Origin of the sequence: Methylobacterium oryzae, assembly GCF_036441375.1 — a bacterium.
GTDB classification, from domain to species: domain Bacteria; phylum Pseudomonadota; class Alphaproteobacteria; order Rhizobiales; family Beijerinckiaceae; genus Methylobacterium; species Methylobacterium oryzae_A.
On the sequence record NZ_MLCA01000016.1, the window covers coordinates 271361 to 291136 of the forward strand.

Genomic DNA, 19776 nt, shown 5'->3' on the forward strand with positions numbered 1-19776 from the left:
GGAAATGACCGCTTCCGTCGCATCGTTCCGCGACGACACGGAAATGTTAATGCGCAGAACATGGAACCTGTGCGCAGTGACTGCGCACAGGGCCCTCGGCGCGGCGGACATGTTGGCGACGGCGGCCCCGCGGCCAACTGTATCGAAGTCGGACCGGGACAGATTGCCCGGTCTCGCCCTGATCGTTCCTGGTTGAAGACGCATCGGCGCGGCATGTCCGTCCCCCCGGACTTGTGGAGGGAGATATCCGTGGCGGGTGGATTGATCGAGACGCGGACCGGGCCGGCGACCGGCGCCTGGGTGGACGGCCTCATCGGCGTCACGATCTTCAGCGCGTCTCTCGTGGCGACGCGCCTCGCGCTGACCGGCATGGACGCGCTGTTCCTCAGCGCGGCCCGGGCGGCGCTCGCGGGCGCGGCCGGCGCGGCCGCCCTCCTGGCGCTCCGCCAAGCGCGCCCCCGCCGGACCGACCTTCCGGCGCTCGCCATCGTGGCCGCGGGCGTCGTCGTCGGGTTTCCGCTGCTCACCGCCCTGGCTCTGCGCACGGTCGGCGCCGCGCACGGAACCGTCTTCGTGGGCCTGCTGCCCCTCGCGACGGCCCTGTTCGGCGCGCTGCGCTCGGGCGAACGACCGTCGGCGATGTTCTGGCTGCTCTCGCTCACCGGGGCGCTGGTCACGGTCGGCTTCGCCGCGCGCGGGCTCGACGGTCCGCCCGGTCCCGGCGACGCGTTCATGCTGGCCGCGATCCTGCTCTGCGGTCTCGGCTACGCGGAGGGCGGCGTCCTGGCGCGCAGGCTGGGGGGCTGGCAGGTCATCGCCTGGGCCACCGTCCTGTCGCTGCCGGTGAGCCTGCCCCTCGCCCTGGCCCTCCGGCCGGCCGAGCTGACCGCGATCCCGCTGCCGGCCTGGGCGGGTCTCGGCTACGTCGCCCTGTTCAGCATGCTGATCGGTTTCGTGTTCTGGTACCGGGCCCTGGCGCGCGGCGGCATCGCGTCGATCGGCCAGCTCCAGCTGCTGCAGCCCTTCCTGGGCCTCGGGGTCGCCGCGCTGATCCTCGGCGAGCGGATCGAGCCGGCGATGATCGGCGCCGCCCTGGCGGTGGCGACCTGCGTGGCCCTGGCGCGGCGCCTCGCCTGAGGACGGGTCGGGCCCCGCTGGCCCGACTCCGTGAGCCGGACATCATCAGCCGGACTTGGCCACAACCTCGATGTCGCGGTCGAGCCCGCTCTCGACCTTGAACTCCCGGGTGTAGACCTGCCCGTCGTGGCGGGCGATCAGCACGTAGTCGCCCTCCGCGAGGGTCACCTGCGGGAACGCGCCGATCGCCTCGCGGATCGTGTCGCCGCCGGGGGTCAGGACCGAGAAGGCGGTGCCCGCGAAGGCCTCGGCGCCGGGCGCGGCGACGAGCTTCAGGGTCACCGTGGCGGCACGGTGGTTGAGCGTCGCCTCCGTGACCTTGCCGTTCTCGACGCGCAGATCCGCGCGCTGGATCGCGTTCGACTCACCGTAGGTGGAGACCACGTGATAGGTGCCCTCCGGCAGGCGCAGCAGCTCGCCGGTCTTGATGTCCGACCGCACGAGCCGTCCCTCGGAATTGGTCCCCACCGGGACGAAGACCGAGAACGTGACCTGGGCGGGCGGGATCTTCTGATCGCCCACGGCGCCGGCGAGCTTCAGCGCGCCGGCCGCGACCCGGAGCGTGTCGGTCGTCGGCTGCCCGCCCATCACGATCCGCTTCGAGGCGCTGGCGAAGCCGTAGGTCACGGTCGCCACGTAGGCGCCCGGCGCGAGGGTGAAGTGCGGCTCGGCCTCGGTCGAGCGGGCGACGATCAACGGGCGTGTGCCGTCGCCGCGGTCCTCGTAGATCCGCCACGCGAGCCCCTGGCGCAGCGCCGTGCCCGGCCCGGACAGGAGCGCCGACAGGGACAGCTGTGCCTCCGGCTCGGCGGGTGGCAGGGAGGGCGGCAGGTTCGGGGTGGTGATTGACGGCGAGGGAAGGGCGCCGCCGAGCCGGTTCTGAAACGGGTCCTGTTGCGCGAATGCGGGCGGCGGGCCGGCGGCGAGCATCGCCAGCGCGGTCGCGGCAAGCCTCATGCGCATCGGTCAGCCCTTCTCTACCCTTCGCTCCGGTCGAGACACCGGTTCGTCCGTGGCTGCCTCTGACTCCCGACCATGGCGGCGACAAGGCCGCTCTTCCACCGGCGGCCCGCGCATGCCACATCCCCGTCGCGACGCGATACCGGGACGGAGCGCATGACCGCCACCCTCGATCTCCTGAAGACCCGCCGCTCGGTGCCGCCGGCGCTGCTGGACGAGCCCGGGCCGGACCGGGCGCAACTGGACACCATCCTGGCCGCCGCCTCGCGGGTGCCCGACCACGGCAAGCTGGCGCCCTGGCGCTTCATCGTCGTCGCCGGTGAGGCCCGTGAACGGGTCGGAGAGGTCATCGCGGCGACCTTCGCGGCCGACAATCCCGACGCCGCGCCCGAGCGGCTCGCCCAAGAACGCGCCCGCCTCACCCACGCGCCAGTCGTCGTGGCGGTGGTCTCGCGGGCGGGGCCGCACGTCAAGATCCCGGAATGGGAGCAGGTGCTGTCCGCCGGCGCCGCCACCATGAACCTCGTGATTGCCGCCAACGCCGCCGGTTTCGCGACGTCGTGGCTGACCGAATGGTTCGCCTACGACCGCCGCGTCCTGGACTCGCTGGGCCTGGCCCCCACCGAGAAGCTCGCGGGCTTCGTCCATATCGGCCGGGCGCGCGAGGTGCCCTCCGACCGGCCGCGGCCGGCGCTCGACGAGATCGTCACCTACCTCTGAAGGGACCGGCCGTGCACTACGATCTCGACCTGCCGCGCGAGTCGCGCGCCCTCCCGCACAATCCGCTCAAGGCCATCGTCGCCCCGCGGCCGATCGGCTGGATCAGCGCCATGAGCCGCGCGGGCGCGCTCAACCTCGCGCCCTACTCGTTCTTCAACGCCGTGGCCGACAACATGGTCGCCTTCTCCTCCTCGGGTCGGAAGGACGCGATGACCTTCGCCGAGGAGGGCCGGGAATTCGTCTGCAGCCTCGCCACCTGGGACCTGCGCGACGGGATGAACGATTCCTCGGCGCCGCTGCCGCGCGGGACGAGCGAGTTCGCCTTCGCGAACCTGGAGACTGCCCCCTCGCAGAAGGTGCGGCCGCCGCGTGTCGCCGCCTCGCCGGCGGCGCTGGAGTGCCGCTGGCTCCAGACCGTGCCGCTGGTGCCCCTCGGGGGCGGCGAGGCGGAGAACTTCCTGGTGATCGGGCAGGTGGTGTCGATCTACGTCGACGAGCGCTTCGTGACGGACGGCATGGTCGATACGGCGGCGATGCACCCGATCATGCGCGGCGGATACTTCGACTACTTCCACGCGACCGCCGACACGCGGTTCCAGATGCGCCGGCCGAAGGGCGCGGGAGAGTTCACCGGATCCTGAAACAGGATCCGGCGCCGCGCAGCCGATTGAGGACTTATTTACCATAGCGCGCGCAGGTTCGGGCGGTCTCCAGCACCGTGCCCGCCCGGATGTTCCTGTTCACCACGCCGTCGAGCCCACCGGAAGGCCCGCCGCCCCAGGCGCGGGCGCTGTCCGGCACGCCCGCCTCCGGACCGGTGGTCCAGGCCATCCGCGACGGGGCGACGGCGAGCGGCGTCGGCTTCGACTATCTCCTCGCCACGGCGCGGCGCGAATCCGCCCTCGATCCCGCCGCCAAGGCCGGGACCTCCTCGGCGACCGGCCTGTTCCAGTTCATCGAGCAGACCTGGCTCGGCGTGATGAAGAATGCCGGGCCGCGGCTCGGCCTCCAGGCCCAGGCCGACGCCATCACCCGGCAGCCGGACGGCACCTACACGGTCCCGGACGCGGGGCAGCGGCAGGCGATCCTCGACCTGCGCCGCGATCCCAAGATCTCCGCGACGCTGGCCGGTGCCCTGACCCAGCAGAACGCCGACGCCCTCACCAGTGCCCTCGGCCGCGAGCCGACCGCGGGCGATCTCTACGCGGCGCACGTGCTGGGCGCGAAGGGCGCGGCCGCCCTGATCTCGACGGCCCGCGCCTTCCCTGAGCGCGCCGCCGCCCTCGACCTGCCGGAGGCGGCCGGCGCCAACCGGGCGCTGTTCTACGACCGTGCCGGCCGGCCGCGGAGCGCCGCCGAACTCTACGCCAGCCTCTCGGCGGCGGCCCAGGGCGCCGCCGCCACCGACCTGACCGGCCTGCGCCAGGTCGGTGCCGCCGCGCCGCAGGCCGTCTCGGCCTACGCCAGCGCGGCGACCGCGTTCGGCGGGACCTCCGACCTGCGCAGCCTGTTCCAGACGGACCAGCGCCCAGCCGCCTCCGGGCAGAGCCAGGGAGGTCAGGGCGATCAGGTCGAGGGCGAGCTGCATGACCGCCGCCAGCGCGATCGCGCCGAAGGCCCAGTTGAACAGGATCACGACCGGCCGCGGGAATTCCGGCGCGAAGACCGATCCGGAGGAGAGGCGGCTCCACAGGTGGTACTGGGAGGCGACCAGGAGGATCGCGGCGAGGCCGAGCCTGAGCGCGAGCGGCTCTGCCAGGGGCCACACCACCCGCGCGATGACGTAGGCCGCGGGCAGGCTGGGGATGAGGCGGATCATGGGCGGCTACATGGACCGGGCAGCGGTCGAAAGGCAAAGCTCGCGCCTCGGACGCGCGGCGACCCGTCAGGCCGCCCTCAGCGCGTCAGCGGGCGCCCTCTGCCGGCCCGCTGCCCCGTCCTCGCCTCGAGACCGCTCTCGGCGCACCCGCGAACTGCGGGCGTCGGCTCACGCGCTCGGATCGAACCAGGCGCGCAGCGGGTCCAGGGTGGTGGCGTGCGCCAGCGGCGGCGACACACCGTCCGGGGCGGCCATGCCCACCCTGTCATGCCAGTACGTCGCCAGCCCCACCCGCGCCGTCCCCACGAGGTCGTAGGCCGAGCCCGCGACGAACAGGCAGCGCGAAGGCTCGACCCCGAGGGCCTGCAGTCCCAGCCGGTAGGGACGCGGATCGGGCTTGTAGAAACCGGCGCGCTCCGCGGTGACGACGGCCTGGAGCTCGACCCCCACGCAACCGGCGGCGATGCGGCCCAGACGTTCGGAACAGTTGGTCACGACGCCGAGCCGCACGGATCGCGCCGCGAGCGTCTGCAGGGTCTCCGTCACGCCGGGCCAGGGCCGGAGCTCGCCGTAGCGGTCCTCGAGGTCTGCCGCGAGGCGGCGCGGCATGCCCACCGCCGCCGCGGCTTCGGCGACGAGGTCCTCGTAGGGCCGGTACACCCCCGTCCGGTAGGTGATCCGCAGGTACTCGGCCCGCCACCGGCGGCCCGCCGCCTCGCTGCCGGCGACCGAGTCCCACAGGGACCAGCTGTCGAGCAGGGCGGTCAGCAGATCGAACAGGACGGCGTCGAACCGGTGGGGTGTCATGATGGGTTCTCCTGCCGCGTCGGGCGGTGTCATCCGTCGCGAGGCCGCGGGCCGCGCGGGCGTGTCCTCGGGCGCCTTGGGTGGCCGCGGCGATCCGGCAGCATCGCCGCGCTTCCCGGACCGAGCGTCGGCCCGTGCGGGCGGCCCGCGCCGCACGTAGCGCGGGCGGGACCGCGCCACGCGGTCGCCTGCACGGTACGCGGGGCCGGCTCCGGAGCCCGGGGGTCGAGAGTCGCCGGACGCGACGTCACGGCCTGTGCCGCCTACCAGCCATTGATCCGCGGCCAGACGGCGGCGACACGCCCGTCGGCACCGAGGACGTGATAGCCGTCGTATTGGGCAGCCGTGGCGCAGGCGTGGTTCGGCAGGATGCGCACCTGGGCGCCGATGGCCAGGTCGGGGAGGGCGGCGCCGGAGCCCGGGCGCAGGGCGAGGATGCCGTGCTCCTGGTTGGCGTCGGCGACGATCAGGTCCGGATACGGGCGGCCGGCGCGGTCGCAGACTACACCGTAGCCTTGATCGACCGCCTGCCGCGCCGTCCCCCGATCGCGCGACAGCGCCATCCAGCCGGCATCGGTGATGATCCAGCCCTTGTCGCGGCGGTATCCGATCACGGTGGCCAGCACGCTGAGCGCGATGTCGTCGATCGCGACGGAGCCGACGCCGGCCTGGAACAGGTCGCCGAACATGAACACGCCGGCACGGACTTCGGTGATGCCGGCGAGGTTCCGGGCGTAGCGCGCGGTCGGGGTCGAGCCGACGCTCACCACCGGGCACGGCAGACCGGCCTCGCGCAGGATGGTGGCCGCCGTGACCGCCGCCGCGCGCTCGCACTCCGCCGCCGCGGCGAGATCCTCGGGATCGCTGAGGCCGTAGCTGTCGCCGGCATGGAGCAGCACGCCGCGCAGGTCCGCCCCCGTGCCGAGCGCGCGGCCGATCGCTTCCAGCAGCGCCGCATCGGCCGGCTTCACGCCGGAGCGATGCCCGTCGGCGTCGACCTCGATCAGGACCGGCAGACGGTCGCCGGTCCGCGCGGCCCAGGCGGCGACCGCGTCCGCCTGCTCGATCGAGTCGAGCACCACGGCGAGGTCCGCGCCCCAGCGCCGCCGGATCGCGCCGACGCGGTCGAGCTTCTGCGGGGCGATGCCGACGCCGTAGATCATGTCCCGCACCCCGCCCTCGGCGAAGTACTCGGCCTCGCGCAGAGTCGAGACCATCGCGGGGCCGGCCGGGCCGGTCATCGCCAGGCGGGCGACGTCGATCGACTTCGCCGTCTTCAGGTGCGGCCGGAAGGTGACGCCCAACCGGTCCAGATGCGCCCGCATCCCGGCGAGGTTCGCGCGCAGACGCGCCTCGTCAAGGAGGAGACACGGCGTCGGCAGCGGAATCGACGCCTGGTCGGGGTTCCTCGACGGCGACTTCGTTTCGGATCCTGTGCCCGGCATGTCCGCGCCTCCCTGGCTCGCTGCCGCGTGACAAATCACGGCGGGCCGGACGACGCCATTAAGCTATTCGGCATTCTGGATTAAGGTCCGCCTTAATGCTCGACACCGACGATCTCCGCTTCTTCGTCGCGGTGGCGGCCAGCCCGTCCCTGGCCGCCGCGGCGCGCAGCCTGAACGTGTCCCCGCCCGCGGTGACACAGAGGCTGCGCGGCCTCGAGACCCGGCTACGGGTCCATCTGGTGGACCGGTCCGGCCGCGGCCTCACGCTGACCGACGAGGGGGAATTGCTGGCCGAGCGCGGCCGCGACCTCCTCGGCGCCTTCGATGATCTCAACGACGCGCTGGCCGAGCGCGTCGGCGCGGTGACCGGACATCTGCGCATCGTCGCGCCGCTCGGCTTCGGGCGCCGCCACGTGGCGCCGGTCGTGGCGGCGTTCCGGACGCGGCATCCGGGCGTGCGGATCGACCTGCTGCTCTCGGACCGTCTGGGCCGCATCCCGTCCGAGACCTGGGACCTCGCGATCCACGTCGGTGAGATCAGGGAGGCGACGCCGAGCCTGACCGTGCGCGCCCTCGCGCCGAACGAACGGATCCTCTGCGCTTCGCCCGCCTACCTGACCCGGCATCCGGCTCCGCGAAGGCCGGCCGAACTGCGGGATCACACCTGCATCGCGCTGCGCGAGAACGACGAGGACGTGACGCTCTGGCGCTTCCGCGCGGTGGACGGCGCCGAGGAGCGGGTCCGCGTGGACGCGGGCTTGGTCAGCAATGACGGCGACGTGGTGCGGGGCTGGGCGCTCGCCGGTCTCGGCGTGATCGTCCGTTCGGAATGGGATGTCGCGGACGACCTGCGCGCGGGGCGGCTGACGCGCCTGCTCGAGGGCTACGCCTTGCCGTCTGCGCCCGTCGTCGCCCTGCTCGGCTCGGAACGGCGGTCGCGCGCGGCCAGGACGGAGCGGTTCCTCGAGGCGCTCCGGCGCTCGTTCGACCCGCTCCCGTGGCGTGCCCCCCGCGATCCGGACGGCGTCGCCCGGGATCCCGGGCCGCTGAGGCCGGGCTAGGTTCTAACCCCGTTAGATCCGAGGATAAGCCAACCCTCCAGAGGCTGCCGGAGGGCAGCGGGCGACCTCGACCGCAGCGACCGTCCCAGAATCCGCGCGGGTCGTGGCACGGCCCGAGCCATGCGCTGAGGGTCTGAAGCCGGACGGTCTGACGAACGCCGGCCACCATCGCCCCACCGGCGGCTCACCGGCATCCCGCCGGCCAGTCCCGCGTGGCCGTACGGATCCGGCGGTCGGCAAGCCCGCGTCGACAGGGCTGCACGGCTCGGATAGACGTGCCGCTCCCGATTCCGGAGCGGCGCGATGAGCGATGCCAGGAGCGACGACCTGCCGGCCCTGCTCCTCGCCCTGGCCACGGAGAATGCCGAGCTGCGCCAGCAGCTCGCCACCGCTCGGGAGCTGGTGATGGAGACCGCTATCGATGCCGGGCAACTCCACGCCCGGATCGAGGCGCTGCAGGCCGAGCGCGACGCCTGGAAGCAACAAGCCGCGCGAGTGGCTCAGCGCCAAACCGGGCTACGTGAAACGTGGTCGTCAGCAGAATCGTGGAAGCCCGGCGATCCTCCCCGCGCTGGATTCAGCGCTCTCGACGAGCGATCAACGTCATCGTGCACAGCTACCAGGACGTGTACGACCGGCTCGCGCGAGGCCAGCCGTTCTTCGCCGACATCGCCCGGGATGGGATGGTGCTGTACGAGGCGGAGGGGTTCCCGCTGGCCACGCCGAAGCCGCTCACTGCGGAGGAGCGCCAAGCCGAGGCGCCGCGGCACTTCGAGCACTGGTTTCCGAATGCGGCCGTCTTCTTCGATCTGGCCAAACGCGCCATGGACGATGGGCACAGCCGGCAGGCCGCGTTCCTGCTGCATCAGGTAACGGAAAGCCTCTACCACTGCGTCCTGCTAGTGCTGACGCTCTACAGCCCGAAACTGCATCGCCTCGACCGCCTGCGCTCACAGGCTGAGAGCCTGTACTCGACCCAACCCAGCCGCCCCCAACGAGCGTCGGTGCTTCCCCAAAGCGGTCGACAGGCTGTTGCCGAGGGTCCGGGCGATCGGAACGCCAAACCGCGCTCCGGCCGCGGCGATGCGCAGATCGCAGGCATTGGCCATCGCAAGACCGCCCCCGACCGCCCGAGCCCCTCGACGAGAGCGATCGTCGGGACACGCACGCGTTTCAGCTCGGCGACACAGGTATCAATCTGCGCCTCGTAGGCCACTCCGTCATCCCCGGAGAAGCCCACGAACTGCTCGATGTCGGTACCGGCGAAGGCCTTACCACCAGTCCCGCGCAGGATAGCGACGCGGATCGCCGGGTCGGCCTCGATGCGGGCGAGCCCGGCAGCCAGCTCTTCGTACACAAGGTAGCCGCGGCCTCGGCACGGCGTCTTAACCAGACTTCCTGAAGCTTAGTCCACAAAGGAAACAGCGCGAGTCCGAGTTCATCACGCCAAAGGCCGACCCAGCAGGTCTATGGCTTACTCGCGGCCTTCTTTGACGGCTCGGCCGGTTTGATGCTTCCCGTTTCGGATACTCGATCACGAGCTTGATCGAAGCGCTTCTTCGAAGCGATAAGCTCACGCTGTGAACCGGCTGGCTGCCCCTTCGCTGCGTCACGAGCCGCAATAGCTTGGCCGAGTTCCGCGCGGGCAGAGGCGAGTTTGCCCTGCCACTCACGAACGAGCTCGATGCTCGCCTGCTCCGACTCTTTCTGACGGCTCACTAACCCGTCTCGCTCCGTCTGAAGGAGGCTGACCTGAGTGGTGAGATCGCGGTTGGCTGAAGCTTTATTCGCATAGGCTCCCCAACCCGCTAGGGCGTAAACCCCCAGGATCAGGGGCAGCAACTGAGCACGTGTCGGCTTCCATGCAAAAAGCACCTGAAGTTTCCAGCGCAGCAGTTCGAGCAGGCGAGGCATGAACCGGTTGTCTCCCGTCTCGAGTGGGCGGACCCCGTTGGTCCGGACGGCTAATCGATCAGGCCCAGAACGATGCCCGCGCAGAGTTAATGCTTGTTTACGGCGCACATCATCGGGCGGTTTGAGGATGTATCGCGAGTTGCAGAAGTCGGGACGCCGCCGCTTTGCGCCTGGTCAGTCGCGCCGCTGCGCCTCAAGCCGCGATCATCGAACTCGCAGCATGGATGCAGCCGTTCAATCTCTACCCAGCGTGTCTGCGCCGGATAGATTTAGCGGTTATGCTGCGGCGCGATCTCAACGCATGGATGTGACGAGAAGCTTCCGCCCTTTGGCCGAGGCCGAACGACCAGCAAGGTAGCCGATACCGGCCGCAGCAGCGCAGACGGCGCAGGTCCGTGCAATTCTGGCCAGCGTCAATTTATCGGATCTGCGACCATGTCGTGCCTCCAGAGTTTGCATCTTCGCACGAACGAAGGCGTGTGCGGCGGCATCGACTTGCGCCGGATAGAGAAGCTCCTGAGCCGCCGGTATCAGCTACTGAGTGTAACGGCGGAGGTGCTGACCGATCAGAGCGACGTCGAGGATCATACCCGTCTGCGAGGAAAAGCCGCCCTGCCGCGATCTCGCGAGAGCATCAAGTTGCCCGAGGACCTGCGCATGCTCATGGTGCAGGTCCTCGGCAAGCTGACGTGTCAGATCCAGGTGGCGCAGCGGCGCATAGAGACTGGCCTCCAACGCCTCGGCATGAGCGGCAAGCTCGTCGATTAAGCCGCTCAGCACCTCCTCACGGTCGTGGATCGCCGACCCACCGAAAGTGTACCGACTCTCTGCGATCAGATGCGCGAGGTAGGCGTGATCGTGGGCGATGAGTTGCCAGACGTTCCTGCGCCGGATCATCTTTGCGGGTGGCCTTGGCCAACCCGGAGGAGGTCGGCTCGTTTCCAACGGGCGATCGGTTGATCCGGCGTCGTAGTACCCATCGAGGTCTGCGGCCTGACTATGCGAGGATGTTGACGGCGCGTGCGGCGACAAGGGCCACAGTAAGCAGGGAGATCAACGCCTCAGCCATCATCAGCAATTTCGCACACGGCGTCAGCGGCAGCGTGTCAGTGGGTGAGAAGGCGGTGGCGTTGGTGAAGGCCAGAAACAGATAGTCTACAAAGCCCGGCACGAACGGGGCTGCCGCATCCTGCTGCGGAAGCGTCATTTGTGGGAACAGAAAGTCCGGATCCCGCGCACTCGGATGGCCGCGCAAAGCTGCACCACCGCGATCTGTCGTCCAGAACCACAGGGCGAAGATCACGACATTAGTGCCCCAGATGTTGAGGGCATCGATCAGCAAGGTCGGGCCGCCGGCTGCCTTGCCGTTCAGGAGGGCGTGGACCAAGGCTGCGAGGGCGGCGGTGTTGGTCACGGTGACCAGCGCAGTCATGAAGAGTGCCATCCTGCGGATCAGGCGATGGTGGCGGTGGACCTCGGCCCAGTGTGCGTCCGTGGTGGCGCGCCGCGCCCGGCCCTGGTTCCAGGCCGTGGCGGCCGAGAGTGGCACCAGCAGCGCGAGTTCGAGCGTCGGGGCAAGCCAGCGCGGCCCAAGCGAGAGGTCGTTCACAACGAGCAGTTGGAGGGCGGCAACGCAGGCGACGGCGCTTCGGGCCAACCAGAAATCCAGGGCGCTGGTCCGAACACGATCAGGGTGCGGCCTATCCATCAACGACGTCCCCTGAGGAGCTATCCTGTTGTGGCGAGCGCGCCCCTAACGCTTTTTGCCCAACTCGGCGGCGATATCCTTGGTCATTCGACCGACCTTCCGATGCGCCGCCGTGAGCTGGTCCTGCGTGACGCCCCAGCGCTTCATCCAAAACTCGACAGCCTTGCGTTCCGACAGATCAAGTCGGTCCTTGTCGATGAAGCCACGTTTGTCTTTAAGGCCGGCCATGGGGAATCCTATGGGTTTGGTTTCACGTGATCTGGGAAGAATCTCAATCGACCTGACGGTGAGGCGGGCAAAGGGATGCGAGGAACCGCAACGGCGGCCTAGCCTGACTGGTGCTTCGGCCTCCGATTGAGGCGGCGGAAACGGCGCTTAATGATATTGGCTGAGCTAGAGAGCGAGCGCGGCTACAGCGGCTGTGGAATCATACGAGCCTACCTGGAGCTTGATGCCTCGACGCTCAGAGGGCGAGTTCCCGATATGGGTTGCCGCTCACTTGATGTCATGAGGCAGACCGACACGACAGCCAAAAGCGGCGTTTGCTCGATGTGCGGGATACCGGTCATGTTCGATGTGACGAAGATGCTGGCCGACGCGCTCGGCGAGCACATCGCTCTAATCTATCAGCGCACCTTCGGCAGTCGCGAGCCACGTTTTGCCGAGGTGATCGAGGCGTCCGCACGTCTCACCATCGAGCGGATCGTCGGCAGCGATGCACTCTACCATGACGGCGACCACACCGCTCTCGTCACCCTCGTCGCTCAGGACATCCTGCGCGGCCGGTTCCTCGACAAGGGCATCACGCCGGAGGATTGGCTGCACATGATCCTGGCGGCCCTGTACCATGACATCGGCTACGTGCGTGGTGTCTGCTCAGGCGACCGGGCGAACGCCTTCGTCATCGAAGCGGAGGGCACCACCATCGGTCTGCCACGAGGCGCGTCCGATGCAGCGCTGGCACCTTATCACATCGAGCGCTCGAAGCTGGCAGTGCAGGAGCGCTTCGGCACGAATGACCTCGTCGATGCGCAGCGGGTGATCCGCGCCATCGAGTTGACCTGCTTCCCCGTGCCTGCGGACGACGAGCACCGGGAAACCGGGACCGAAGCCGGCTTGATGCGTGCGGCTGACCTGATCGGGCAACTTGGCGATCCGCTCTACCCTCGTAAACTGAATGCGCTGTTCCACGAGTTCGCCGAGGTCGGCTTGGCTGACCAGCTCGGCTATGCGAACCCGGCGGACCTCGCGGAGCGAGACCCGGCGTTCTTCTGGGGCAAGATCGAACCGGTCATCGGGGACGCGATTCGCTTTCTCGATCTCACGGTTGAGGGGAGGAGCTGGGTGGCGAACCTCTGCAGTCATGTGTTCGCCATCAAGCATGACCGCCGCCGGATGGGACCGCACCCGGGCTGAGCCACGCAAGAGAAATCCTCACAACTCCTCGCGAAAGCTACATCAACCGCCAAGACAAACTCGCTGTGTTGACGAAATCGGATGATGATCAATTTAATACGTTGGCGGACCAACAGACAGGGAGAGAAACTACTCTCCAGGCAATTTTCGCTCGTGTTGATATTTGAGCCAAATTGCGCGATCCGCTTCAGCGCGCTTGAGGCGGTCGGATTCTCTCTCATGCGTCAGCCACAGGACGACGGCGACCATCGTCGCCAGGACGAGCGGGCCGAGAAAAAGAACAACCATCTGTGCGAGCGTCAGGCTCACGCGCGCAGGGCTCCGAGCAGGCGTCTAGCCACCAGATGTAGTATACCTGCCAGGAGACTCCAACCAACCAGGAGAGCGCTGGCCGTAAGCGCGCTGGCGGTGCCCGAGAAGATTGCCACTGACGGGGAGATGCCGCCGACAGCCACGGAGGCGACTGCGACCCCGTTGACCCACATCGCCGTCAGCTTCGCCCGCTCATTGCGGATCAGCTTGGCGTCGTCGGGACTGAGTGGCGGGATTTCGGTATCGGCCATGACACGGGGTAGCTCGGAGCAACCGAGGGGTTGAACAGGGGCTCGATCCGTGAGGCCATTTAGAACAAAACAGGAACAAAATCCAGGGTCGATCCTGCCTTTTCGCCGGTTTTGGTGCCACCATCCCCAATATACGAGCGCTCGGCTGTCGGCGGTTATCGGCGGCGGAGGAGGCAGATGGTGAGCGTACGCCCCTTCTTGGATGAGGTCGGCAGGCGCCTCGAAGCGCTTAATATGCACTGTGGGGGCGGCGGCTAGGCCAATCCCAGCTTCCCATGCGCCTCGGCGGGCGTCATCTGCCGAATGGCTTCTTCGGAAAAGCCAAGCTCACGAAGCGCCGCCCGCTGACGGTTCGTGATCATCAACGACACGGCAGGAGACGTCGCAGGCGCGCTGCCCGTCGCGTTCAGCTCGGCGTCCTCGGTGAGGCCGACACGTTCGAGGAACGCTTGCTCTGACGCGGCCTGGTTGAGGAGCGGCCGAAGGCTGTCGTCAGTTCCCGCCATTCATGACCTCATTGCTCCCCTACCGACCTCGGGAGTGCGCCGGATCAGCAACGGGACGGCGGTACGGCCCGCTCTGACGAAGCAGCAGGTTAGGGCCGTCACGGCTGTTCCGTCAGAGCCGGATCTTGCCTACCGTCGCCCCGAGTGGAAGCGGTGACGCCAGCCCTCATTCAGCCTGCGCTCCTCAGCGCTCTCCTCCGGGACAGCGTCCAGACGCAGCAGGATCATCACAAAGCCTTTCTGCTGACGGTACACCTGCTCATAGAGGTCCGGCGCGCGGAGGTCGCGCTTCACATCGATCCAGAGATCGGGACTGCACGCGGCGGTGTCGCTCACGATGTTCGGCCGATGTGGGCTGCTGTGAAAGAGCGAGCCTGTCGGGACTGGGCTGCCGACCGCGCAGATGATGGCGGGAAAGGAGAGGCTCCGGTAGCACCGCTGCACCCGGCCGTTGCCCGCCACGACGATGGCGATCCGCTCGGGATGGTATTGTACGTAGGCCCGACCCGCCGCCTCCTTGCCGACCGCGAAGTCGCGCGCGAGCACAAGAACGTGCTCCAGATCCGGCTCCCGAAAGGCCGCCATCGCTCCCCGCAGCAGGTGCGGAGGCATCAGCAGGAGGGTGGCGAAGCGGTTGGCCTCGACCTCCCTGCGTTGCCGCTGATCGCCCTCCTTCGCTGTGACGCGGAGCAGGTCAGAGCTCTTGCACGGGAACCGCCCGGGCTGATCCGGGACGTGCTGCGCCATCAGGAAGTGGCCGAGTTGATGTGCGATCGTGAAGCGGCGACGCGGTTCGCCCCCGCGCTTGGCGAGGATGGTGCCTTCAGATCGCTTCGCGTCGGTAACGAGGCCACCCTCGAACTCGTCGGTGTCGAGGTCCTCGATCCGGAGGATGCCGAGTCGTGCGCGCAGCTCTTGGATCGGCACGGGCACCGGAAGGTTCGGCTCGGCCTGTAGGATGCGTTTGACGAGCGCCTCCGGCGAGCCCGCGTCCACGAGGTTCACCCTGCTGACCGACATCCGCGCAGCCCCTTACCGTCCCGGAGTCGATCCATCAGGCCGCCCCGCACCCGCGATCCGACTCAGACCGCGTGCTTGCGGCCTGAAGCACACCGCGCAGCGCTATTGGCTGATCGTAGCTTGCAACGTCCGCTTACGGGAAGTCGCCACAGTCAGCTGAATCGCCGAAATGGGCGCCAAACCGAACGTCCGGTCTTGCGCGCGATGGCGATCCGGCCTGACGTAAGCTGGCCGTTAGCGGCTGGTCCAGTTCGGAGAAGTTCGGCTGCAAAAGCGGACGAACTCCTTCCGACCCATCGCAGTCGTTCGCGCGCGACCGTGCGGATCTCAAAAGCGGACCTCGGATTGCTGCTACTATGGGGATGATGCGACCGAGCGCCAACACATGCGAATGCCTGCCGAGATCAATTGCGCCGTGCGCTATCTAAACATCAGCCTCCGACGAGCCCTGGTTATTGGCGGGCCGCGTCATGAAGCGGCGGTGATCTGGGTTCGGAACAAGGTTGCCAGCGTCCGCAGGCTTTTGCCGTGCGGCTCAGCCAGCGAGACGGTGCAGTGGCTCGGATCGACGTCGGGAAAGGAAGCTGTGATGCGCACTGTGCGCTCATCGACCTTTAGGACGGGGGCACGCCACGCCTGATCGTCCGAGGTCCGAATTATTGCAAAAATGTCCTTCGGCAGCTTGTGAGACGCGGCCAAGAATTCGACTTCGGCAGCCCAGAGCTGCCCCGACGAGACCGTGATCGCATCCGCGTCTTCTGACAGGCTGTGGCGCAGGCTGACGCTCTGCGGCGGTCCGGTGATGAATTTGCGAGGCTCAGGAATGAAGCGCGTCGGATCTCCGGTGTCGGGCGCGATGAAGACTGATGCGATCTCGTCGAGGACACGCAACTGACTGCCGGCGACCTGTGCGATCGCGAGGGCATAGCGCCCGAACTCGAGTCCGGAAATGTCGACCTGGCCGCAGTAGCCGGACGTCGCTGCGGCGGGTTCTCCATACCACGTGGCCACGTCCGGACGCAGATCACTCTGAAGGGCGACCCACGATGTCCCGCTTCGGCCCGTCAGCCGCAGGTAGATCGCCTTCGGCGCCGGTCCCGAGACGTGTAGCCACCCGCGCAGGAACACGGAGGCCCGCGCGACCACCGACGAGAGATCCAGACTTCGGTTGAGCCGCTCGTCCGTGCGCAGCACGTCGAGGCGGCAGCCGCACTCGCTGCGCCGGATCGGCCTCGATATCAGGCGCCGGACTTCGTCGGGCAGCTCCGCCACCGGGCGCGCTCGTGCGCCCGCCGTCGCGGCGGACGGTGCGTCCGGAGCGTGGGCGGCCTCGTCCCACTGGATCGCGGTGCTGGTCCAAGAGGCTGCATTCGTCCGCACCCCCAAGGTCTCGAGCCGGAGGTCGAACCCGTGCCGCAGGTGGCTGGGTACCCGTCCGTGATGGAGGGGCCGCGCTTCGATCAGGCGCTCGTAGAGAGCGCGCACCGACGCGAGGTGGCTGTCGACGTCGGGAAAAGATTTGCGGCCGATGAGGGCCTGCATCCGGCCCAGGCGTGCGCGATCGTAGTGCAGGCCGATGAGACGCGTGCGGACGGCGCCGGCGTCGTCAGGCGGCACCTTGAATCCATCGATCCCATCCTCGACGCGCTCGGCGAGGGCGCCGATATCGGCGACGATGGGGACGAGGCCCGCCTGCCACGCTTCGGTCAGCGCGATCACGAACGTCTCGGGCCAGGTCGAGAGGTGCAGCGAGACATCGCACCCGGCCAGCAGGACGCCGATCGCGTGCTGCTCGTAGGCGCCGGTGACGCTGACCTGATCAGGTCCGAAGCCCGCGACCGCGTCGCGGTAATGGTCGTCGATCCGGCCGATCACCTTGAAGTGGATGGGATAGGCCTCACAGCTGCGGATCAGATTGATCGCCTGCTGCCCGCCCTTGTGGGCCGCGAGGTTGCCGAGGATCGCCACGGTCAGCCGATCGCCGTCACGCTTGCGCCGAGCGACCGACCGCGCCTCGGCGGGCGCGGCGGTCGGCGCCACCATCGGAATCGCGACGATCCGCTCCGCGGGAATGGCCGGGAAGTAGCGCCTAAGGTACCGCGCCGTCTCCGGTGTGCTCGTGACGAACGCGTCGATCGCATCGGTCACCAGGGTCATCATGCCGTCGCGGCGCGCCTTCGAGCCGGGCGGATAGTTGTTGCCCGAGACCAGGCAGGCGTCACACTGGTCCGCGCCGCGTTTGACGACGTCGCAGTACCGGCCGGTGTGATCGAGCAGCAGCCAGCGCTCGCAGATCAGGAAGTGGTCGTGCAGGTGATAGACGGTGGGTATGCCGCAGGCCCGCGCGATGAGCGGCAGGGACAGCGGGACGTGCATCAGATGATGGATGTGGAGGAGGTCGACCTGATGCTCGAACAGCAATCGCTGGAAGAGTCCCTCCACGAACGGGTCCGTTGAGAGCGGCGGCGTGACGGCGCCGCAGGCGAAGCTCTCCGCGATCCCGGGACCCTCGAGCCGCAGCGACCAGCGCCCGTCGCCGAAGACGGGGAACAGGAACAAGACCCGGTACGGCTCGCCGAGTTCGGTCAGCAGTTCCTGATAGACCTCGACGCCGCCCCCGGGGCGATGCCCCATCCGGTTGTGGGTGAGCATCAGGACCGTGCGGATCGCGGTCTCCGCCCGGTACGGCCGACGCGTCTGCGTCTGTCGATGGTCGCTCACCGCGTCCAGGATGGTCGCCACGCGGTGGTCGTAGAGGTGCTCGGCGCGGGTCCGCGCCTGCGCGGCGCGCGCGCGCGCGATGCGGGCCTCCGGGTCGGTCAGGGCCGCGAGGACCGCCTCGACCGCACCGGCCTCGTCGCCGCACAGCGCGATCTCGGCGCCGGGCGCGTAGTACGCGGCCGTCTCCGGCTCGGGCGAGACGACGACCTGGCAGCCGCCGGCGAGCGCGGTCTCGAACAGCCGCGGCGGCGGCGTCGAGCCGGTCGCCTGATCGGCCCGGGCCGACGAGAAGATCCGAGGTAGGGTCAGCACGACGCGACTGCGGTTCGCCAGAAGAGCGAAGTCGCGGTTCCCGCAGCGCCAGTCCGTGACGAGCGCCTCGTCCTCGAACTCGGGCGGGCCGATATGCTCGTTCCACGGCAGTGCCAGCTTGAATTTCACGTCCCGCGGCAGCCTCGCCGACAGCGCGTTCAGGGTCGCGACCCGGTTCGGCCACGCGGTTCCGATGAAGAGGAGATCGTAGCGGTAGCGCGCGTCGTCCTCGATCACCGCCAGATCGTGGAAAAGCGACGAGGCGCCGAGCGCGAGGTGGTGCGCACGACCTCCGTAGGCCGGGACCGTGGCCCGGTCGTTGGTGAAGACCAGATCGAAGGCCGCCGACCCGCGCACGTTGGCCTCGCGCTCGTACGGATCCTCCGTGGTCCAGAGCACGCTGGTGCGGGCGAGCCTCGCGAGCCGCCCGACCAGGGGCGCGTGCGCGCGGGCGCCGCCGAAAGCGATCAGCGTGTCGAGGCCCTGCTCGACGAAGGTGGCCAGCGCGTCGCCGTGCCCGCCGACATGGATCCGGCCGACCGTCGGATGGCGCCGCAGCGCGTCCGCGATGGCGAGCACGAGGTAGCGATTGTGCGTCTGCGGCTCGGTGTCCAGCAACAGGATCGACAGGTCGGACATTGTCGGTCGGGTCTGTCTCAGCGGCGACGTGATCAGGCCGTGACCGTCAGGCGGCTCAGGTCGAGCAGGCGGGCCGCCCGATGCCGGTAGGTGTGCTCGCGTAGAGCCCGCGCCTGCGCCCGGCGCGCGATCGCCTCGATGGCGGCGGGCTCGTCGAGCGACCGCTCGATGGCGCGCGCGATATCGACCGCCCCGTCGACCAGAAGGATTTCCGTATCCGGCTCGAAATGCTCGCAGATTTCCAGGCCGGTCACGAAGAACGCCTGCGCAGAGCCCGACAGAGCGACCTCGAAAGTCCGGGGCCCCGGCGTCGCTTGCGGGAGCGACAGCCGGCGATTGGCCACGTCGAGGTCGCGGCCGATATTGAGCGTCAGCCGAGCCGCCGCGGCGTAGTCGGCCATCTGCGCCGGCGTGAGGCGACGGTTCACCGCGCACCGGAGCGTGTCCGGCCACCCGGCGCCCAGGATCTCCACGACGTGGCGGCACAGGAGATCGTCGATTCGACGCATCAGGGCGATGCGGTTCGGGTAGGCGACGCCGCAGAAGAACAGGACGGTCTCCCGCTCCGCGACCGGGAGGATCGGCCGGAAGTGCCGGTTGGGCGCGGCCGCCAGCGGCAGGTGATGGACATCGGGATGACGGTAGTGCTGCGCCGCCCAGGAATCGTTGCTCACGACGATGTCGGCGTAGAGTTCCGCCTTGAAGGCGTAGTCGAACTCGTAAGGGTCATCGGTCAGCCAGAAGATCAGCACGCCGCCGACGGCGTCCACCGCCCGGCGAAGCGCGCGCAGATCCGCCAGATCGGGCACGAGACTTCCGACCGCGACCACGACATCCGGGCGGGACGCACGGATTGCCGCGACCGCGAGCTCCAGAGGCGTCTGCATGACCCGCTCGGCGCCGAGCAGTTCGCCGAAGCCCTCGGCGAGATCGCTCCGGATCCCGGGATTTCTGTTGAGCGCATCGGGGAATGTGCTCGTGACCAGCACGTGCGGCCCGGCCAACGAGATCGCGCTGACGAAATTCAT

Annotated in this window: 20 protein-coding genes; 5 read left to right on the top strand and 15 right to left on the bottom strand. The window is 68.8% G+C overall.

Going from position 1 to position 19776, the window contains the following annotated elements; genetic code table 11:
• Positions 1–249: 249 nt before the first annotated feature.
• Positions 250–1137, top strand: coding sequence for a DMT family transporter (locus tag MOTC310_RS30440; protein WP_331304470.1), 888 nt, complete (start codon positions 250–252; stop codon positions 1135–1137).
• Between the two features lie 45 nt (positions 1138–1182).
• Here MOTC310_RS30440 and MOTC310_RS30445 read toward each other — a convergent pair whose 3' ends face one another.
• Positions 1183–2100 (bottom strand): hypothetical protein, encoded by a 918-nt coding sequence (locus MOTC310_RS30445; protein WP_331304471.1) that lies wholly within the window; start codon positions 2098–2100, stop codon positions 1183–1185.
• 153 nt (positions 2101–2253) lie between these two features.
• On the opposite strand from MOTC310_RS30445, the gene MOTC310_RS30450 reads away from it, so the two are divergent.
• Both MOTC310_RS30450 and MOTC310_RS30455 read left to right on the top strand, forming a co-directional pair.
• Positions 2254–2817: a nitroreductase family protein gene (locus tag MOTC310_RS30450; protein ID WP_331304472.1), complete on the top strand. Its 564-nt coding sequence runs from the start codon at positions 2254–2256 to the stop codon at positions 2815–2817.
• Between the two features lie 11 nt (positions 2818–2828).
• Positions 2829–3458 (top strand): flavin reductase family protein, encoded by a 630-nt coding sequence (locus MOTC310_RS30455; protein ID WP_331292097.1) that lies wholly within the window; start codon positions 2829–2831, stop codon positions 3456–3458.
• A gap of 38 nt (positions 3459–3496) precedes the next feature.
• Here MOTC310_RS30455 and MOTC310_RS30460 read toward each other — a convergent pair whose 3' ends face one another.
• From MOTC310_RS30460 to MOTC310_RS30470, 3 genes are all read right to left on the bottom strand, one after another.
• On the bottom strand, positions 3497–4636 hold the full coding sequence (locus MOTC310_RS30460) for a hypothetical protein (RefSeq protein WP_331304473.1): 1140 nt from the start codon (positions 4634–4636) through the stop codon (positions 3497–3499).
• A gap of 168 nt (positions 4637–4804) precedes the next feature.
• Positions 4805–5443, bottom strand: coding sequence for an HAD-IA family hydrolase (locus MOTC310_RS30465; protein WP_331294866.1), 639 nt, complete (start codon positions 5441–5443; stop codon positions 4805–4807).
• Positions 5444–5706: 263 nt separating this feature from the next.
• Complete coding sequence (locus MOTC310_RS30470; RefSeq protein WP_331304474.1) at positions 5707–6888, bottom strand: DSD1 family PLP-dependent enzyme; 1182 nt, start codon at positions 6886–6888, stop codon at positions 5707–5709.
• A 95-nt stretch (positions 6889–6983) separates the two neighbouring features.
• On the opposite strand from MOTC310_RS30470, the gene MOTC310_RS30475 reads away from it, so the two are divergent.
• On the top strand, positions 6984–7949 hold the full coding sequence (locus tag MOTC310_RS30475; RefSeq protein ID WP_331294864.1) for a LysR family transcriptional regulator: 966 nt from the start codon (positions 6984–6986) through the stop codon (positions 7947–7949).
• Between the two features lie 913 nt (positions 7950–8862).
• On the opposite strand, the gene MOTC310_RS30485 is transcribed toward MOTC310_RS30475, so the two are convergent.
• The 5 genes from MOTC310_RS30485 to MOTC310_RS30505 all read right to left on the bottom strand — a co-directional run bounded on the left by MOTC310_RS30485 (position 8863) and on the right by MOTC310_RS30505 (position 11799).
• Positions 8863–9306 carry an enoyl-CoA hydratase-related protein gene (locus MOTC310_RS30485; protein WP_331304475.1) on the bottom strand — a complete coding sequence of 148 codons (444 nt, stop codon included), beginning with the start codon at positions 9304–9306 and terminating at the stop codon, positions 8863–8865.
• A 110-nt stretch (positions 9307–9416) separates the two neighbouring features.
• On the bottom strand, positions 9417–9863 hold the full coding sequence (locus MOTC310_RS30490) for a hypothetical protein (RefSeq protein ID WP_331304476.1): 447 nt from the start codon (positions 9861–9863) through the stop codon (positions 9417–9419).
• A 534-nt stretch (positions 9864–10397) separates the two neighbouring features.
• Positions 10398–10760, bottom strand: coding sequence for a hemerythrin domain-containing protein (locus tag MOTC310_RS30495; RefSeq protein ID WP_331294860.1), 363 nt, complete (start codon positions 10758–10760; stop codon positions 10398–10400).
• Positions 10761–10860: 100 nt separating this feature from the next.
• A complete protein-coding gene (locus tag MOTC310_RS30500) occupies positions 10861–11571 on the bottom strand; it encodes a hypothetical protein (RefSeq protein WP_419539978.1) in 711 nt (236 codons plus the stop codon).
• Positions 11572–11616: 45 nt separating this feature from the next.
• Complete coding sequence (locus tag MOTC310_RS30505; RefSeq protein WP_003600567.1) at positions 11617–11799, bottom strand: DUF3606 domain-containing protein; 183 nt, start codon at positions 11797–11799, stop codon at positions 11617–11619.
• A gap of 339 nt (positions 11800–12138) precedes the next feature.
• Here MOTC310_RS30505 and MOTC310_RS30510 point away from each other — a divergent pair, with 339 nt between their 5' ends.
• Positions 12139–12987, top strand: a complete 849-nt coding sequence (locus tag MOTC310_RS30510; RefSeq protein ID WP_331304478.1) for a metal-dependent phosphohydrolase — start codon at positions 12139–12141, stop codon at positions 12985–12987.
• A 129-nt stretch (positions 12988–13116) separates the two neighbouring features.
• Here MOTC310_RS30510 and MOTC310_RS30515 read toward each other — a convergent pair whose 3' ends face one another.
• The 6 genes from MOTC310_RS30515 to MOTC310_RS30540 form a co-directional block, all read right to left on the bottom strand.
• Positions 13117–13296 (bottom strand): hypothetical protein, encoded by a 180-nt coding sequence (locus MOTC310_RS30515; RefSeq protein WP_331304479.1) that lies wholly within the window; start codon positions 13294–13296, stop codon positions 13117–13119.
• A complete protein-coding gene (locus MOTC310_RS30520) occupies positions 13293–13550 on the bottom strand; it encodes a hypothetical protein (RefSeq protein ID WP_053622063.1) in 258 nt (85 codons plus the stop codon). The genes MOTC310_RS30515 and MOTC310_RS30520 overlap by 4 nt, the downstream gene beginning before the upstream one ends.
• Positions 13551–13804: 254 nt before the next feature.
• Positions 13805–14056, bottom strand: a complete 252-nt coding sequence (locus MOTC310_RS30525; RefSeq protein ID WP_331290190.1) for a hypothetical protein — start codon at positions 14054–14056, stop codon at positions 13805–13807.
• Between the two features lie 129 nt (positions 14057–14185).
• Complete coding sequence (locus MOTC310_RS30530) at positions 14186–15061, bottom strand: ImmA/IrrE family metallo-endopeptidase (RefSeq protein WP_331304480.1); 876 nt, start codon at positions 15059–15061, stop codon at positions 14186–14188.
• A 483-nt stretch (positions 15062–15544) separates the two neighbouring features.
• Positions 15545–18748 (bottom strand): glycosyltransferase family protein, encoded by a 3204-nt coding sequence (locus tag MOTC310_RS30535; RefSeq protein ID WP_331304481.1) that lies wholly within the window; start codon positions 18746–18748, stop codon positions 15545–15547.
• A 32-nt stretch (positions 18749–18780) separates the two neighbouring features.
• Entirely contained in the window at positions 18781–19776 is a 996-nt protein-coding gene (locus tag MOTC310_RS30540) for a glycosyltransferase family protein (protein ID WP_331304482.1), read from the bottom strand.

What these genes read in the sequence shown, in the direction of transcription:
- MOTC310_RS30445 (WP_331304471.1), bottom strand. Translation starts at nt 2,100, where the DNA reads ATGCGCATGAGGCTTGCCGCGACCGCGCTGGCGATGCTCGCCGCCGGC.
- MOTC310_RS30450 (WP_331304472.1), top strand. Translation starts at nt 2,254, where the DNA reads ATGACCGCCACCCTCGATCTCCTGAAGACCCGCCGCTCGGTGCCGCCG.
- MOTC310_RS30460 (WP_331304473.1), bottom strand. Translation starts at nt 4,636, where the DNA reads ATGATCCGCCTCATCCCCAGCCTGCCCGCGGCCTACGTCATCGCGCGG.
- MOTC310_RS30465 (WP_331294866.1), bottom strand. Translation starts at nt 5,443, where the DNA reads ATGACACCCCACCGGTTCGACGCCGTCCTGTTCGATCTGCTGACCGCC.
- MOTC310_RS30470 (WP_331304474.1), bottom strand. Translation starts at nt 6,888, where the DNA reads ATGCCGGGCACAGGATCCGAAACGAAGTCGCCGTCGAGGAACCCCGAC.
- MOTC310_RS30475 (WP_331294864.1), top strand. Translation starts at nt 6,984, where the DNA reads ATGCTCGACACCGACGATCTCCGCTTCTTCGTCGCGGTGGCGGCCAGC.
- MOTC310_RS30490 (WP_331304476.1), bottom strand. Translation starts at nt 9,863, where the DNA reads ATGCCTCGCCTGCTCGAACTGCTGCGCTGGAAACTTCAGGTGCTTTTT.
- MOTC310_RS30495 (WP_331294860.1), bottom strand. Translation starts at nt 10,760, where the DNA reads ATGATCCGGCGCAGGAACGTCTGGCAACTCATCGCCCACGATCACGCC.
- MOTC310_RS30500 (WP_419539978.1), bottom strand. Translation starts at nt 11,571, where the DNA reads ATGGATAGGCCGCACCCTGATCGTGTTCGGACCAGCGCCCTGGATTTC.
- MOTC310_RS30505 (WP_003600567.1), bottom strand. Translation starts at nt 11,799, where the DNA reads ATGGCCGGCCTTAAAGACAAACGTGGCTTCATCGACAAGGACCGACTT.
- MOTC310_RS30510 (WP_331304478.1), top strand. Translation starts at nt 12,139, where the DNA reads ATGTTCGATGTGACGAAGATGCTGGCCGACGCGCTCGGCGAGCACATC.
- MOTC310_RS30520 (WP_053622063.1), bottom strand. Translation starts at nt 13,550, where the DNA reads ATGGCCGATACCGAAATCCCGCCACTCAGTCCCGACGACGCCAAGCTG.
- MOTC310_RS30525 (WP_331290190.1), bottom strand. Translation starts at nt 14,056, where the DNA reads ATGGCGGGAACTGACGACAGCCTTCGGCCGCTCCTCAACCAGGCCGCG.
- MOTC310_RS30535 (WP_331304481.1), bottom strand. Translation starts at nt 18,748, where the DNA reads ATGTCCGACCTGTCGATCCTGTTGCTGGACACCGAGCCGCAGACGCAC.
- MOTC310_RS30540 (WP_331304482.1), bottom strand. Translation starts at nt 19,776, where the DNA reads ATGAATTTCGTCAGCGCGATCTCGTTGGCCGGGCCGCACGTGCTGGTC.